Raw genomic sequence first — 15,727 nt, forward strand, 5'->3', positions numbered from 1 at the left:
TCTATAAAGATGGCATCCTCATCTATCAGATTGTTTTCAGTTAGCTGAGCTCTGAAATTAGTATACAAATTTTTCAGTAGGTCATCCATCACCGGATGAACTCTAAAGCGATTGATGGTTCTATAGGAAGGCTTCTGTTCCTGAGACAACCACATCATTCTAATGCTGTCATTAAGAGAGGCTTCAATCCGTCTGTCTGAGAAAACAGACTGTGTATATGAATAAAGAATAATCTTAAGCATCATCTTGGGATGGTACGAGGAAGCTCCTCGGGAGTTATAGTATTTTGAATACTGACTTTCTGGTATTGATTCAACTAGATCATGAATGATGACACATAAATCTTTATCTCCGAACAAGATACGAGTGTCCAATGGCAGAATGAGTTGATTTGTGTTATAATTTTTATACATAAAGAGGCTCCTTTTCTGTTGTTGTGGTGACTACATTATAAAAGAGAGCTTCTTTTTTTGCACTTAAAAACGGAAATTCCATACAGGAATTTCCGTTTTTCTTTTGAGTCGAGTAGATAAATCGTAGATTTAGTTATTTATGTCCCAGACTCACAAGCGTCAGAACAGCTATCTTCTGATATTTGGCGCCAAGACCAATTGAAGTCGCGCGTCCAAGTTTATAAATATCATAGTAACGATGATAGTACAGAATGAAACCAGTCAGCACGACTAGAATCACGCCCAGCACTAAGACCTGATAATATTCCGCATTCTGGACGGAGCCCGTAATAAAGACATGTGCCTGAGCAGCCCTTTTATTGGTGAGTAGAATGAGCAATGTCACCATACTCTGCGCTAAGGCATTGATGCCAATACCAATCAAGATAAAGCGGTGGATGCTTACTCTTTTATAGAAACTAAAGAGATAGAGCACAAATCCTGCTAAAAGTGCGCAGCAGATGGCAGGCGCCGGCTGATAATGGATAGGAAACAAAAGTGCTCCCCCAGTACTCGTAAACAGCACAAGAAACATAAGTGCCCCTACATTCGCCATCTGTGAAAGCCCGATAACGTCGGGCGATGCCAGCGGGTTACGAGTCAGCGTCTGCAGTAAACAGCCGGTCATACCAAAAGCAGCACCTGCTGCAATGGTCAGTAAAATGCGGGGTAATCTGATCGTCTGCACAACGAGATTGGTATAGGCATCACTAGTGCCGAAGAGGCCGGTGACTGCCTGTACCGGATTCAACCAGCTGTCTCCAAGACAGAGTGCCATCAATGTGACTAAAAAGAGTGACAGAGCGCTGTAGATGAGTTTCATTTCATCACCTCTCGCCTTCTGATAACTAAATAGGTGAATACAGGCACCCCTATGAGTGCCGTCGTAATCCCGACAGGAATATCACGGGGCATGAGTAAATACCGGCTTAATATATCACTGGCAAGCAGCAGACAGGCACCTATCAGTGCGGTCACCAGAATAAGTTTCAGATGTTTCACTCTGAAAAGCATTTTAGAAAGATGCGGTGCTACCAGCCCGATAAAGCCGATAGGTCCAGCCAGCGTGACGGCTGCCGCTGCGAGCAGGGCTGAAGCGATGATGATCTGTACTTTCAAAAGCGTCACATTGACACCTAGTCCCTGTACTAAGTCGTCACCGACAATAAAAATATCCAGGTAACGTGCGAGTATGATGCTTAAAGCAACACCTAGAATAATAATAGGGCCCACCCATTTCAGTGCAGCCAGTTTATTCTGCGTCACGGAGTCACTCATCCAGAAGATCATCTGATCCAGTGCCTGATTATTGATAATCAGCAGTCCTTGTGTGATAGCGACACAGAATGCAGCAATACTGGCGCCGAACAGTGTAACTTCCAGTATACTGAGCGGTCGCTTTGGCAGTAGTGTCGCAAGAATAATCATGCCCGCGACTATAAGAGCACCGGTCAAAGCAGCCACTGTGGTACTGGTCAGACCGAAAATGACGCTTAGCATCACCGCGAGACTCGCACCACTATTGATGCCGAGTATACCCGGGCTTGCAAAAGGGTTACGGGTTACACTCTGTATCAGAAGACCACTGACTGCCATCAGCATACCAACGATGAGCGCTGTCAGCATTCTGGGCATTCTGACTGTTTCAAGTACATGATGCGGCTTTCCCTGCAGATAATGAAAGATTTCATTAAACGTAACATGCGTATAACCCAGTGACAGACTGAGATACATCAGTACGGGTACGCAGAGCAGTAGGATGCTTAAGCTGATTCTATTTCTCAAGAACCTTCGCCTTCAGGTCATCAATCATCATATTTGCTGACATGACACCACCTGAAGTATTCCAGATACCATCATCTACTTTGATGACTTTATTATTTTTAGCCGCTGTTAAATTTTTAAACGCTGCGTCATTGATCCAGTCTTTTTCAAGCGCTGTCACTTCTTTCTGTCCGTCCATGAATGTGAAGTAGAAGAGATAGTCTCCGTCCATCTCCGGAATCTGTTCTTTCGTCATATTGCGGACAGCAAAGTCATCTACATCCTGGGCTTTAGGACGTTTAAAGCCTAACTGATTCAGAATATTACCTGAGAATGTGTCTTTCTGGTACATGCGGACATCTCCCGGCATAAAACGCACCATCGAAATCTTGCTGTTCAGTTTGTCTCCTAATTCTTTTTTAGCTTCATTAACATGCTTGTCGTAATCCGCGAGTACTTTATTGCCCTCGTCTACTTTATTCAGTGCTTTTGCGTAAAGCTTGAAGTTCTCCTGCCAGTCACTGCGCAGTTCCTCAGAGAAGACTGTCGGCGCAATCGCGCTCAGTTTCTTGTACTGTGCTTCCTGTCTGAACTTATTACCGATGATAAGGTCAGGCTTTAACTTCGCAATACGCTCGAGGTTGAGTTCAGACTCCATACCCACCGGTTCAATGTCTTTATATTTGTCTGCTAAATGCGGGTACCACGGCTTGCCTTCATAAGAGTTCGCTGCTCCGACCGGTTGAATACCCATACTGACGACAGCTTCTGTTCCTTCATTTGTCAGTACAACCACTCGTTTAGGTGCATCAGGTACTTCTGTTGTGCCCATCGCATGTTTCACCGTATGCGTCTTTCCCTCTTCTTTAGACTCTTTAGTTGTCTCGTTCTGACAGGCTGCCAGCACCAGTAATGCAATCATTAAAACCCATAGTTTCTTCATGTTTCTTCCTCCAGTTATATGTATAGTATTTTAGGTTTAGCGTGACTCAGAAATTCGAGGTGACTGATCTCGCGACCGTACGCACCAGCGAATTTAAAAATAATTAAATCATCTGTTGCAATGTCTTCAAAATAATACTCTGGCCGAAGACGTCATTAGGTGTACAGAGCTTCCCGGCAATAACAGCCTTCACCTGTTGAAGCGTCTTCCTCCGGCTCCGCTTCTGCTGCCGTTTGACGACAAGAAAAGGATGTTCGTGAAACCAGGCTTTCGGAAAACGAAAATGATATGTACCACCGTTCAACAACACAAAGTTCTGACCATGCATCTCTTTAATGTCGTAGACCCCTGCTGCGTAATAACCGATAGGACCCGTCAGCCATCTCCCTATTTCAAGCGTCAGAACCGAGCTGTCTTCAGTCAGATTCATGAAATGCGCCATATCAAATGTCTTCTCCTGCTGGTAATCAATCCCGAAACCACCACCGATATTGATGACAGGCTCAGGTGGCAGAAGCTTCTGATGCTGCTTCACAAAATATCACGCTGCTTCTACATAACTGACGTGATGCGAAACATTCATATTATTGCTCATCGCATGAAAATGAAAGCCGCTTAGCTGCATATGATTGGATGACTGTATAAGTTCTACAGCTTGTATGAAGTCTTCTTCCGGCAGTCCAAACTGTGTCACCCCCGCCATCTTCAAAGTGGCGTCACTTTCAATGTCAGCTAAATTGATTCTCAGCTGGATAGACAAGTGACAGTCCTTCTCTACAGAAAGTGTCTGCAGTTCATCCAGTTCAAATAAGCTCTCGACGTTGAACGATGTAACACCTTTTTCTAGCGCATACTTAAGGTCCTCCTGTGTTTTGACAGGTCCACCGAAAATAATCGGAATGTCCCGACTCATCATCCTTATTTTCTCTATCTCACCTCTCGAAGCCACTTCAAAGCCGTCTACAAAAGGCATAAGCGTTTTAAGGACGCGTAAGTCAGAGTTTGACTTGACGGCATAGAAGATGCGATGACGACTGTCGCTTAAAACTTTTGCTCTTTCTTTTAAAGCAGTGAGATCATAAATATACAGACCTTCATCTTTACCTTGCAGTAGTTCATTCCAGTTCGGCATTTGGAAACCTCCTCATCCAGTAATAAGTACAGCATAACGTTGCTGTCAGTCCAGCAATCATCAAAAGAAGCGCCGTTGTCAGATTATAATGCTTAATGATGAACGTTAAGACGACACCGCCGAGCGGAATGCATCCTCTATCCATCATGGCTACTGCGAGCACTGAACCCCTGTATCTCTCTATCGTCTGCTGCTGAATTAATAGTCTGTTGATGGTTCTAAAGCTCTGAGTCGCAGCACCGATAACGAATAAGGACAGGATAGCTATCCAGAAACCAGGTACCAGGAGACCACAAAAACCGATAATCGACATTATAATCGAGCCGTAGATCTGACAGTTCTCTGAGCAATTAACTCTAAAAACCGGTAATAACGTTAAAATAGAGCCTGCTGCAATCACAGCTGTGTAAAGAGCATAGTGCTGACTGCTCCCTGCAATAACAGGTAAGATAACGGAAATAGATAAACCAAAGAACATCATCATCAGACTGCTGAGTATTAATCCGATCAACTGAGGGCGCTGTAAGAGATAGGGCTTGAGCTGATGTTGTTTGCTATCACCACATTCGACGTCTGGCAATGAGCGGTTCAGAAGCATGACACATAGCCCACCTCCTGCCGGCAGGATTAATAGCTGGATAGAATCTACATATGCCAGGCACAGTCCTGCAATAAACGGTCCCACCAGTCTCGCACAGTTCAATATCAGCGCATTCAGCTGAATAGCCTGCTCAAGTTGTTCTTTTTTAGCGAAAGTAGACAATAGTTTATTGCGCTGCACATTATCAATACTGACGAATATCGATTTGACTGTTACGAGAACAATCAGCAGAAAGATAGACTGCACATTGACCATATAGATCAGCATCGTCAAAGCGATGACAGCAAGCTGGACGACGTACATCAGCTCAGTCATTCTCCTGCAATCAACGAGCCTGCCGATAATGGATACAAGTACAAGAGACGGCAGCAGTCTGGCTGCATTGATATAGGATAAATACATGACTTCACCCGAATAATGGAAGACGAGCCAGTTCAGCACGATAATATCAATCCAGTCATGGTTCTTGCTGTTAAGAGAGAAGCCAGAAAACGATGATATGGATTAACGGTACGCATAGACATTAAGCGGATTATCCTTCTCGAGATAAATATCACCCCTGTCCGGCATAAGGCGCATCGACAGCAGGGCTTTCTCATAAATCACCGCTGCTGTCAGCTGTTCATAATCTTTAACAGCAGGATGCATACGGTAGAAGTCATCTATTCGCTTTCTGACAATCTGCCAGAGCCGCTCTTCTGAATAGCCTAATGTCACAAAGAACTTCACAAGTTCAGACAGATGATTACTGATCAGTGTGTTCTGCACTTTTTCGTACATCTCTTCGCGCGTAGCAGAAGTGAGTCCTTTTTCCAGTGCGAGCTGTCTTGCTCTGACCTCATCAATACGTAGTCCACCCCAGTCCCGGTAGTAGATGCTGACCGGAAACCCGTTGTTAAAGGCCACTGAGATATTCTGCAGATGTGCTTCAAGACCAATGCCATAGAGCGACATCATCTTCAAGGTGACCGTCGCGAGCAGTTCCACGTATTTTTCAAACCAGTCAATAGGAGAGCTGCCGGTTGATTGAATCAGCTGTTTTGCGATAGGCACCCGGCCCCCTACTTGTTCAAAGAGACAGTTGGCACAGTAAAGTTCATCCGCGTCGATACTGTCACTGATGTTCTCACGTAGTAGAAATGACAGATTCCGCTGTTTAGGCACCGCTGCTTTCCGCATCGTCACACCACCCAGTTCATATACGGGTCGGCTGATATGATTCAGTTCTGCATCACGCAGATAAATAGTGCGGATATAATCGGTCACTTTCTTTGCATTTAAAGCGGTCGTCCGGCTGATTGAGCGTTTCGTCGATGTAATCTGAATATCGACAGGCAGCTTGATCACCGGATAGCGGCTGTCAAGCGGACAGACAGTTCTAAATGAAGAGGTACTTTTAACCCATCCGCCTATATGCGGCAGCAGTTTGATCTGTCCATTCTTTATCTCCTCGCTATAAATATCCGGCAGTACATATTTAAACTGGTAAGGATGAACAGGCACGAGAATCCAGCCTTCTGGAATAGTTTCTTCAATCCCGCTGAACGCAATCAGTTTCCTGTAATCTTTATCATCTAAATCAACAAACAGCAGGTTCCTATCTACCATGAGCCAGTTCAACTGAAAGGCATCATTATATTCAGGCGCATATTTTCGAACCTCATCGAACGGCATCTCGATTCTGATTTTGGCACAAGGATGCAGATTATGACCGGTGAGACAGAGCTGTTCACCCTTCAAGTAAGCATGCTCAGCAGCAGGTGAATGACGACAGAATATCAAACTCAGTGCCTGATTGATGAGCTGGTTTTCAATCTCCGGCATGAGTGTTCTCCAGTTCAATTCGTCTGTCTGGTGACATTCAAGCATATGCACCAGTTGCAGTGCATCTATCGCATGACCTGACTCAATGCTACGAGTACCAGGATCGTAGAAGAAAACATGCCGTCCGGTAAGATGAAACTTCCACTTCTCAGCTGACAATGTATAAGACAGCAGTCCTTCCCGTACAATGGCCATCATCAGCTTCTCATTGGTGATCGCTATCGCTTCAGTGATACCTTCATTGATTTCCTCCGCACTGAACCGTGCCGCTTCCTGACGGACTTTATGCTGCCACATTCAGCGCACCTCCTCATAGACAGGATTGTAGACTTTGATGAACTGATAGTCATGCGCTTCTGTCTTTAGACGCATGCTGAGAAGCGCCTTGACCTTCAGCTCAGGCTGCTTGAGCAGATTCAGTTCGTCTGGCGGCTGAGTCTGGTCATTAATCTGTGCAGCTACATCTTTCAATATATCGAGACATGTCTCATAGTTGATGAGACCAGCTTCATCCGCATGACGGTAAATCTGGAGCAGGTGATTGTAGATGACGGCATGACTCATCACATTGAAGAGGTCTTTCTGGTGCTTCGTCTCAATGCCTGTGTCATTATTCAAAGGCAATGTTTCTGCAAGTATCCGGATGCCGCCGAAGTCACGGATATAGACGGCATTTGGCAGACCTTTCTCTATAACAATTACCGTGTTCTGCATATGTGCCTCGAGACTAATACCTGTTTCAACCATGAGCTGATAAGTAGCTGTCATCAGCAGTTCAGTATAACGTCTGATAAAACGTTCACTGCACCCGAGCTCGTCTATAAAGTCCTTCATCAGTAGTTCACCCGTAATAAAGCTCTGATTGATGAAGCTTGCTGCGACGATAGGTATCCCTTGATCTTCCGGAATACGTTCCCGCATGAGACACGCAAACTGCGGATCGTTATTGTGAAACCAGCTGCCATAGATATCTTTCTGAATATAACAGCCTGTATAGTGATGTTGTCTGTAGTACTCGTCAACATACCGACTGAGCGTTATACCATTCTCAATAGAAGCGCGTGAAACATTCCGTACAGCACTCGTTGCCTGCACGCTGACAGCTGTTTTGATAACCGCTTCTGGTGCTAGAAGCGAACGAAATGACAGTAACGGCGCTGCAGTCACTTTAGCACCCAGCTTAATGAGCCCTTCATCTATCAAATCGTGATACTTCGCCATGATGACATGTGCCCACTGCCATTCGTGTACATAGATAACTCTGTAATCAGATTGCTCACCATGCGTAGCCTCACCTTTTTCTCCGACTAGACTGCTATGCACATGGATTTCCATAACATCCACCGGCTGCTTGAATTCCGGTGCAAACTTCATCACTTTATCAGGCGTGAATCCCATCTTGGTCTTAGACATAGGATGAAAGGGATGACCTTCGTAGCAGCACTGTTCAAACAGACTCGCATCCTTGCCCTCAGCAGCGTAATATTCTCCGATGGACTTGTATGTCTTGCCGAACCTCGCATAATCTCTTTTGTACTGGAGATAACTGAGCGTCAGATTGGCAGTGGAATCAGCCATCTCTTCTTCAAGGCGCTTTAAAGCTTCCGGTTCAACTTGTGTCAGGTCAATCGCTTCATTTGTACATGCGTGATTAAGCATTTTTTTCGTCCTGAAGTCAGCACGCTCCAATGATTCTTCGATATCTTCAAGTGACAGGTCAGGAAAATGAATGGTCGCAAAATGGATTAACTGTTTATGATTCATTTCATGTAGGGTATCCTTTCCTAAACTAATTGAGAATCATTATCATTACAGAAATACAGTCACCATACGTCAATAATTTCCACTATTACTAAATATCATAAAATAAGTCATTTGCTCTTTTAGGTAAATAATCACTTTAAATGAGTATAAAAGACAAAAAACCGCTCCTCTCATTTTGAGAGAAGCGGTTGTGCAGTTTAATTAACCTACAACACCTTTACTAGTATCAGCAATTTTCAGACCATGTTCAATTACGCCTGAGACGCGAGTTAAGTCTACGTTACCGCCTGAAACAAGCGCAACGATGTTTTTACCTTCAAGATATTTTGGATCAATCTTACCGCTGAGCAGTGCTGCTGTCGGCAGAGCACCTGCACCTTCTGTGATGATTTTAGCTCTTTGCATCAGATCTTTCATCGCATGCTCAATTTCATCTTCAGATACCAGTATAAATTCATCAACTAAGTGTTTGACGACTTCATATGTTTTATCACCGGCAATTTTAACGTCACAGCCATCTGCGAGTGTCGGACCATCGCGATGTTCAGTCAGTTTTCTGTTTTTAAATGATTCTGCCATACCATGGACGTTTTCTGACTGGACACCGATGATATGAATAGACGGGTTGAATGATTTCAGTGCAGTGGCAATACCGGCAATCAGGCCGCCGCCCCCTACTGGTAAGATCACCGTATTCACATTCCAGATATAATCAAGAATTTCAAGTCCGATTGTACCTTGTCCAGCCATGACTTCACGGTCATCATAAGGATGGACAATCGTCATACCTGTTTCTTTCGCCATCTCTTCCATCGCAAGACGCGTTTCATTGAAGTTATCGCCTTTTAATACAACTGTTGCGCCGTAACCTTCTGTCGCTTTCTGTTTCGCAATGGGTGCTGTTTCAGGCATCACGATTGTTGCTTTAATGCCCATCAGTTTAGCAGTCAGCGCAACACCTTGAGCATGGTTACCTGCTGATGCTGCGATGATTCCTTTTGCCTTCTGTTCTTCTGTCAGTGAGTTGATCTTGTTATTTGCGCCACGGAATTTAAACGAACCTGTATACTGCATATTTTCAAGTTTGAGGTAGACATTCCCTTTAACGACGTTCTGGCTTAAGTACATCGACTGAATCATAGGCGTTTCGCGGATAAATGGTTTGATGCGTGCTTTGGCAGCTTCGATGTCTCCGATATTGACGATATGTGCGGTCTGTAAAACAATAGGATTGGTTGTCATGATAGATTCACACCTTATTTTTATTTTTTAGAGTAAGCTTTCAAGTTCTTCGTAAGTCATGTCATGAGAGTCGGCAAGACCTTTATTTGTAATGTGTCCCTGGTACATATTGACGCCTGTCCGGAGGTCAGCATCTTCTGTCAGCGCTTTTTCCAGCCCTTTTTCACTGATTTCAAGCAGGTATTTAATATTCCCTTGTGCCAGTGCCATTGTTGATGTTCTTGGAACAGCACCTGGCTGGTTCGGAACTGCATAGTGAACGACTCCATCTTCAACGTAAACAGGATCAGAAATCGTTGTCGGTCTGATGCCTTCTACTGTTCCACCCTGGTCAATTGCGATATCGACAAGTACTGAGCCTTTTTTCATTGATTTAACCATGTCACGTGTCACCAGTTTAGGTGGTTTCGCACCTGGAATCAGGATAGTAGAAATAAAGATATCGGCCTTCTTAATTTCTTCTGCCAGATTTTCTGGTGTCGATTTCACGACTTCTACATTTTTACCTGCATAATGCTCTTTCAGCCAGCTGATTCTGTCATCGTTCAGTTCGATGATGATGACTTTACTGTTCAAGCCGAGTGAAACATTCGCTGCATTGACCGCTGCTGCACCGCCACCGAAAATCACGACTGTTCCCCCTGGAATATCAACACCTTCCTGAACGCCTGATAACAGGATACCTTGGCCTTCATGCTGTCCTTCAAGGTAATATGCGCCCATAATTGCTGAACGCTGTCCTGCAATCGCACTCATCGGCGCCAGCAGTTCTGCTTTACCATCTTTAATGATAGTCTCACCGCTGATGGCTGTAACGCCTGCCTCTTTCATCGCTTCAACTGTCTCTTTAGAAGAAGCTAAGTGCAGGAAGCCCCAGATAATCTGGTCTTTTTTGAAGTACTGGAACTCGCTTGCTGCCGGCTCTTTTACTTTAATAATCAAGTTAGCTGTCCATGCTTCTTCATGCGAAACAATCTGGCCACCTGCTTCTACGTACATATCATCTGTAAATCCTGATCCAACACCTGCGTCCTGCTGAACAACGACCTCGCTACCTGACTCCACTAACTTCTTAACATTCTCAGGGGTGCAGGCTACACGTCCTTCACCTTGTTTCAGTTCTTTCACAACGCCAATTTTCATGATCAAAACTCCTTTGTGATTTATTTCACAATAAGCATATAACCAAATGCACAGATTGTAAAGTGATATATAGTAGCAAATATTGACAAATTTCTGACTGTAAACGGTTACACAAGGAGTAAACACGTGTACACCTGAAACGAACAAAACGTTCGCTATTTATCTGTTCAGAGTGTGATTAAATGCAAATAATACATAAAATAAGGCTATTTTTGTGTCTGATTTTTTACAATGTACTTTTCGGATGGACTTTTCTTTTATTTTCCTTTCGAGAAGTGTTATGATGGTCATGACAAAAAAACTTAGGAGGTCATGATTCATGTCTAAAGTTTTACAACAGTTTTTAAATGAAAATCTGGATTACTTAAAAGACAACGGACTCTACAATGAAATCAACGTTGTTGAAGGTGCAAACGGACCGAAAATTAAAATTGATGGTAAAGAATTAATCAACTTATCATCTAATAACTACTTAGGTCTTGCGACACACGATCGTCTTAAAAAAGCAGCAAAAGAAACAATCGATTCTCACGGTGTAGGCGCTGGTGCTGTTCGTACAATCAATGGTACGCTTGATGTTCACGTTGAACTCGAAAAGAAAATTGCTGAATTCAAAGGAACTGAAGCAGCGATCGCATTCCAATCTGGTTTCAACTGTAATATGGGTGCTATCAGTGCTGTCATGAATAAAGAAGATGCGATTTTATCAGATGAACTGAACCATGCTTCAATCATCGACGGTTGCCGTCTTTCTAAAGCAAAAATCATCCGCGTTAAACACTCAGAAATGGAAGATTTACGCGCTAAAGCGAAAGAAGCGACTGAATCAGGTCTTTACAAAAAAGTGATGTACATCACTGACGGCGTCTTTTCAATGGACGGCGATGTAGCATTACTGCCAGAAATCGCTAAAATTGCTGAAGAGTTCAACCTCATCACTTATGTCGATGACGCGCACGGATCAGGCGTTATGGGTAAAGGTGCAGGTACTGTTAAACACTTCGGTCTTCAAGACAAAATCGACTTCCAGATGGGTACATTATCAAAAGCAATCGGTGTAGTCGGTGGTTACGTAGCAGGTACACAGGAATTAATCGACTGGCTTAAAGTAGCGGGACGTCCATTCTTATTCTCTACTTCATTAACACCAGGAGATTCAGCTGCTATCATCCAGGCGATCGATATCTTAATGGAATCTACTGAACTTCACGATAAATTATGGGAAAATGGTGACTACCTGAAAAAAGGTCTGAAAGAACTTGGTTTCGATATCGGCCATTCAGAAACACCAATCACACCATGTATCATCGGTGACGAAAAAACAACTCAACAATTCTCTAAACGTTTAATGGAAGAAGGCGTTTACGCTAAATCTATCGTCTTCCCTACTGTTCCAAAAGGTACAGGTCGTGTTAGAAATATGCCGACAGCTGCTCACACTAAAGAAATGTTAGATGATGCACTTAAAATCTACGAAAAAGTCGGTAAAGAATTAAATATCATCAAATAATTTAACTTTTAAATAGAGAAAGGAAGTATATTCATGAAACGTATTATGATCACAGGCGCACTTGGCCAAATCGGCACAGAATTAACACTGAAACTTCGCGAAATCTACGGGGTAGACAACGTATTAGCAACTGACTTACGTCGTCCGGAAGAAGGCGCAAAAGTACTTGAAGGACCTTTCGAAGAGCTCGATGTAACAGATGCTGAAAGAATGGATAAAATTGCTGAAGACTTTAAAGCAGATACAATCATGCATATGGCTGCATTATTATCAGCGACAGCAGAAAAAGATCCTGTATTCGCCTGGAACTTAAACATGGGTGGTTTACTCAACGCATTAGAAGTTGCTCGTAAACACAACATGCAGTTCTTCACACCATCATCAATCGGTGCATTCGGACCTAACACACCTAAAGACAACACACCTCAGACAACTATCCAACGTCCAACAACAATGTACGGTGTCAACAAAGTATCTGGTGAATTATTATGTGACTACTACTTCCACCGTTTCGGCGTAGATACTCGCGGTGTGCGTTTCCCTGGTCTGATTTCACACGTTAAAGAACCAGGTGGCGGTACAACTGACTATGCAGTAGAAATCTACTTCAAAGCAGTTCGTGAAGGTAAATACACTTCATACATCGACAAAGGTACATTCATGGATATGATGTTCATGGACGATGCAATCGATGCGATTATCAAATTAATGGAAGCACCCGCTGAAAACTTAAAAGACCGTAATGCTTTCAACGTCACAGCAATGAGTATCGATCCAGAAATGGTTGCAGCAAGCATCCGTAAAGAGATCCCGGATTTCGAACTTGACTACGATGTAGACCCAGTTCGTCAAGGTATCGCAGAAAGCTGGCCAAACTCAATCGATGCTTCAGAAGCTAAAAAACAATGGGGCTTCGATCCTAAGTTTGATTTAGATACCATGACTAAAGAAATGATTGCAGCCATCAAAAAGAAATAAGATGATTTAACCTTTCCTTGATTGGAAAGGTTTTTTTGTCGCTAAAAAGGCTCATGTGCTTTTTAAGAAAACTTTAAGAATTTTTAACGGTTTTATGTTCTATACTGATAAGTAGCTTTAGATTTTACCATTATAGAATAGGAATGATTATTTATGAAAGAACGCATTATCAGTATCGATATTATACGCGGCATCAGTCTGATCGGCATTCTTTTTATGAATGCGCTCGGCTTTCATTATGCCAATGTTTACAATGCACCTAAAGAGATTTATCGGGATCCGTTAAGCCAGTGGATTTATGATATCAATGTTGTGTTCATTCACAACTCATTTTATCCTATATTCGCGTTCTTATTCGGTATGGGGATGGCTATCATGTTCAGGAATATCAAACAGCGCGGACAGAACCCTTCACCTATCTTATTAAGACGATTTATAGCCATGCTGGTCTTTGGACTCGTGCACGGATTTCTTCTATTTTATGGTGATATTTTACAGACTTATGCTACGCTTGCTCTACTCTGTATCCCTTTCCTCTTCGCTAAACCCATCGTTTCATTGATTGTAGCCGTCGTTCAGTTTTCATTCATGGCTTTTATTACACTGTTAACATCAATTTTCATGTCAGATATTCCTTTAGCTGATACCTCTGACAAAATGCTTACTAAAGCAATTAATCAGAGTGATATCATGGGAATTATTAAATGGAATGCTTTACAATTTACAGAACTCGCCACTCCTTTATCAGTCTTTAATATCATAGACGCTGTTCTGATGATTATGCCGTTCATTTTATTCGGTATGTGGTGCTTCAGAACAAATGTATTTTATAAGCTGAAAATCTTCAGAAAAGCGACTGTCATTTCAATCATGGTCACTGTGAGCAGTGGTGTAATGATTAAGATATTCGCTTTAAAAGGTCATTATGAAGTGGTCTATGTCGGCGGGACAATACTTGCGGCCGCTTATGTCATGACCCTTGTACTATTATGCAGCCATAGTGTGTGGCTTAAGTTTCTTATGCCATTTCAGGCGTTAGGTAAACTTGCCTTTTCTGCCTATATCGTTCAAAGCCTGATTCTCTTTCTGATATTTTATGTATTTAGACTCTATAATAGTCTGCATATCATTACGCTTCACTTATTACTTGCAGCGATCGCACTCCTTCTCTTATGGTTAAGCAATCTGTATCTTAAACACTATAAGATGGGTCCCCTGGAATGGCTATGGCGAAAAGTCACATACCTAAAATAGATAAAAAACGACTGATGATAGCTTATCATCAGTCGTTTAGTATTATTTATTTTTAAATTCATCCACTTTGTTATTCACTGCATCTTTAGCGTTTTCTGTCACTTCTTTTACTTTGCCGGAGATTTTATTCTCTGCACCTTTGTCTTTTAAGTCCTGGTTATCTGTTGCTTCTCCAAACTTTTCTTGTACATTTCCTTTAAGCTGATCAAATTTGCCATCTAAAGCCATTCTAATCATCCTTTCTATCAGTAATGTAATAATATTTTACCCTAAAGAACAGAATATTAAACTTTCCACATAAAAAAAGCCTAGGGTAATCCTAGGCTTAAAAATCAATATTCTATTATGCAGTAACCCAGTGCTGTGCACCGTATTCATTGTATAATTTAACTGCTGCAGCATCTTGTACTGATTCTGGCGCTGATGCAGGTGATTTACCTACCCATCCAGCTGGTGCTACCATATCCCAAGTGCTTTGTAAGAACTGATATTTACCCGCTGCACCTGAATCCGGGTTGATAGCGCGGATATTACCACCTGATTCACGTTGTGCAATGACTTGTAAGTGAGCGTTTACAGAAACACCTGAAGTAGATGTTTGAGTTGTCGCTGCTTTAGGTGCTGTGTAAGTTTGTACTGGGGCCTGATAGCTTACTGGTGCTTTATAAGTAGTTGTTTGAGCAACTGGCGCTGTTTGAGTAACTGGTGCTTGTACTGGTGCGATTGCTGCCGGAGCAGTTACAGCTGGTGCTGCAGCTGGCGCATAACCTTCAGTGAAGTATTTCCAAGTCCAAGTTGAACCGTTTGATTCGAAGTCAAAATGATATCCATTATAATCGAATTCGTAATCGTATGCACCTTCTTGAATAGGTGCTGCATTTAATTTATCCTGGTGGTTCATTGCCAGATCAGCAAGATGAGCTTTGTCGATTTGTACATCATCGTTAGTGAATGCTGAAGCATCTGCTTGTCCTGCTAAAGTAACACCTAATCCTAAGGCTAAAGTAGTTGATAAGATAGTTTTATTCATTGTATGAAAACCCTCCAAAATTTGTTGGTTATATTTTATATCGATATGCTTTAAGCTACAAGATATACTGTACCACATAAAAAGATGTCA

Annotated in this window: 16 protein-coding genes; 3 read left to right on the plus strand and 13 right to left on the minus strand. The window is 42.6% G+C overall.

Annotation, left to right across the window (positions count from 1 at the left end; translation table 11 throughout):
- The 11 genes from ERX27_RS08710 to ald form a co-directional block, all read right to left on the minus strand.
- Positions 1 to 413 (minus strand): transposase (locus ERX27_RS08710; RefSeq protein ID WP_133432455.1); only part of this gene is annotated, 413 nt, incomplete at its 3' end.
- Between the two features lie 133 nt (positions 414 to 546).
- The gene (locus ERX27_RS08715) at positions 547 to 1,275 is read right to left on the minus strand and encodes an iron ABC transporter permease (RefSeq protein WP_133432456.1); all 729 of its coding nucleotides are present in this window, start codon (positions 1,273 to 1,275) and stop codon (positions 547 to 549) included.
- The gene (locus tag ERX27_RS08720; protein ID WP_133432457.1) at positions 1,272 to 2,237 is read right to left on the minus strand and encodes a FecCD family ABC transporter permease; all 966 of its coding nucleotides are present in this window, start codon (positions 2,235 to 2,237) and stop codon (positions 1,272 to 1,274) included. Before ERX27_RS08720 ends, ERX27_RS08715 begins: the two co-directional genes overlap by 4 nt.
- Positions 2,227 to 3,159 carry an ABC transporter substrate-binding protein gene (locus tag ERX27_RS08725; protein WP_133432458.1) on the minus strand — a complete coding sequence of 311 codons (933 nt, stop codon included), beginning with the start codon at positions 3,157 to 3,159 and terminating at the stop codon, positions 2,227 to 2,229. Before ERX27_RS08725 ends, ERX27_RS08720 begins: the two co-directional genes overlap by 11 nt.
- A gap of 103 nt (positions 3,160 to 3,262) precedes the next feature.
- A complete protein-coding gene (locus ERX27_RS11535; RefSeq protein WP_243715884.1) occupies positions 3,263 to 3,694 on the minus strand; it encodes a type III PLP-dependent enzyme domain-containing protein in 432 nt (143 codons plus the stop codon).
- Between the two features lie 6 nt (positions 3,695 to 3,700).
- Positions 3,701 to 4,291, minus strand: coding sequence for an alanine racemase (locus tag ERX27_RS11540; protein WP_243715885.1), 591 nt, complete (start codon positions 4,289 to 4,291; stop codon positions 3,701 to 3,703).
- A complete protein-coding gene (locus ERX27_RS08735; protein WP_133432459.1) occupies positions 4,275 to 5,393 on the minus strand; it encodes an MFS transporter in 1,119 nt (372 codons plus the stop codon). The genes ERX27_RS11540 and ERX27_RS08735 overlap by 17 nt, the downstream gene beginning before the upstream one ends.
- Positions 5,394 to 5,396: 3 nt before the next feature.
- The gene (locus tag ERX27_RS08740) at positions 5,397 to 7,013 is read right to left on the minus strand and encodes an IucA/IucC family protein (RefSeq protein ID WP_133432460.1); all 1,617 of its coding nucleotides are present in this window, start codon (positions 7,011 to 7,013) and stop codon (positions 5,397 to 5,399) included.
- Complete coding sequence (locus tag ERX27_RS08745) at positions 7,014 to 8,480, minus strand: IucA/IucC family protein (RefSeq protein WP_133432461.1); 1,467 nt, start codon at positions 8,478 to 8,480, stop codon at positions 7,014 to 7,016.
- Positions 8,481 to 8,681: 201 nt separating this feature from the next.
- Positions 8,682 to 9,722: a bifunctional threonine ammonia-lyase/L-serine ammonia-lyase TdcB gene (tdcB, locus tag ERX27_RS08750; protein ID WP_133432462.1), complete on the minus strand. Its 1,041-nt coding sequence runs from the start codon at positions 9,720 to 9,722 to the stop codon at positions 8,682 to 8,684.
- Positions 9,723 to 9,749: 27 nt separating this feature from the next.
- On the minus strand, positions 9,750 to 10,865 hold the full coding sequence (gene ald, locus ERX27_RS08755) for an alanine dehydrogenase (protein WP_133432463.1): 1,116 nt from the start codon (positions 10,863 to 10,865) through the stop codon (positions 9,750 to 9,752).
- A 319-nt stretch (positions 10,866 to 11,184) separates the two neighbouring features.
- Between ald and ERX27_RS08760 the strand changes: the two genes are divergently transcribed.
- From ERX27_RS08760 to ERX27_RS08770, 3 genes are all read left to right on the plus strand, one after another.
- Positions 11,185 to 12,375 carry a glycine C-acetyltransferase gene (locus tag ERX27_RS08760; protein ID WP_133432464.1) on the plus strand — a complete coding sequence of 397 codons (1,191 nt, stop codon included), beginning with the start codon at positions 11,185 to 11,187 and terminating at the stop codon, positions 12,373 to 12,375.
- Positions 12,376 to 12,408: 33 nt separating this feature from the next.
- Positions 12,409 to 13,353: an L-threonine 3-dehydrogenase gene (locus ERX27_RS08765; protein WP_133432465.1), complete on the plus strand. Its 945-nt coding sequence runs from the start codon at positions 12,409 to 12,411 to the stop codon at positions 13,351 to 13,353.
- Between the two features lie 153 nt (positions 13,354 to 13,506).
- A complete protein-coding gene (locus ERX27_RS08770; protein ID WP_133432466.1) occupies positions 13,507 to 14,607 on the plus strand; it encodes a DUF418 domain-containing protein in 1,101 nt (366 codons plus the stop codon).
- Between the two features lie 42 nt (positions 14,608 to 14,649).
- On the opposite strand, the gene ERX27_RS08775 is transcribed toward ERX27_RS08770, so the two are convergent.
- The gene (locus ERX27_RS08775) at positions 14,650 to 14,835 is read right to left on the minus strand and encodes a CsbD family protein (RefSeq protein ID WP_133432467.1); all 186 of its coding nucleotides are present in this window, start codon (positions 14,833 to 14,835) and stop codon (positions 14,650 to 14,652) included.
- 115 nt (positions 14,836 to 14,950) lie between these two features.
- Positions 14,951 to 15,637, minus strand: a complete 687-nt coding sequence (locus ERX27_RS08780; protein ID WP_133432468.1) for a transglycosylase family protein — start codon at positions 15,635 to 15,637, stop codon at positions 14,951 to 14,953.
- Positions 15,638 to 15,727: the final 90 nt, after the last annotated feature.

The sequence above is a fragment of the Macrococcus brunensis genome, assembly GCF_004359615.1.
Lineage (GTDB): Bacteria > Bacillota > Bacilli > Staphylococcales > Staphylococcaceae > Macrococcus > Macrococcus brunensis.

Bases quoted from the DNA above. Each gene is read 5' to 3' on its own strand.
- ERX27_RS08715 (WP_133432456.1), bottom strand. From the start codon at position 1,275: ATGAAACTCATCTACAGCGCTCTGTCACTCTTTTTAGTCACATTGATG.
- ERX27_RS08725 (WP_133432458.1), bottom strand. From the start codon at position 3,159: ATGAAGAAACTATGGGTTTTAATGATTGCATTACTGGTGCTGGCAGCC.
- ERX27_RS11540 (WP_243715885.1), bottom strand. From the start codon at position 4,291: ATGCCGAACTGGAATGAACTACTGCAAGGTAAAGATGAAGGTCTGTAT.
- ERX27_RS08740 (WP_133432460.1), bottom strand. From the start codon at position 7,013: ATGTGGCAGCATAAAGTCCGTCAGGAAGCGGCACGGTTCAGTGCGGAG.
- ERX27_RS08745 (WP_133432461.1), bottom strand. From the start codon at position 8,480: ATGAATCATAAACAGTTAATCCATTTTGCGACCATTCATTTTCCTGAC.
- tdcB (WP_133432462.1), bottom strand. From the start codon at position 9,722: ATGACAACCAATCCTATTGTTTTACAGACCGCACATATCGTCAATATC.
- ald (WP_133432463.1), bottom strand. From the start codon at position 10,865: ATGAAAATTGGCGTTGTGAAAGAACTGAAACAAGGTGAAGGACGTGTA.
- ERX27_RS08760 (WP_133432464.1), top strand. From the start codon at position 11,185: ATGTCTAAAGTTTTACAACAGTTTTTAAATGAAAATCTGGATTACTTA.
- ERX27_RS08765 (WP_133432465.1), top strand. From the start codon at position 12,409: ATGAAACGTATTATGATCACAGGCGCACTTGGCCAAATCGGCACAGAA.
- ERX27_RS08770 (WP_133432466.1), top strand. From the start codon at position 13,507: ATGAAAGAACGCATTATCAGTATCGATATTATACGCGGCATCAGTCTG.
- ERX27_RS08775 (WP_133432467.1), bottom strand. From the start codon at position 14,835: ATGGCTTTAGATGGCAAATTTGATCAGCTTAAAGGAAATGTACAAGAA.
- ERX27_RS08780 (WP_133432468.1), bottom strand. From the start codon at position 15,637: ATGAATAAAACTATCTTATCAACTACTTTAGCCTTAGGATTAGGTGTT.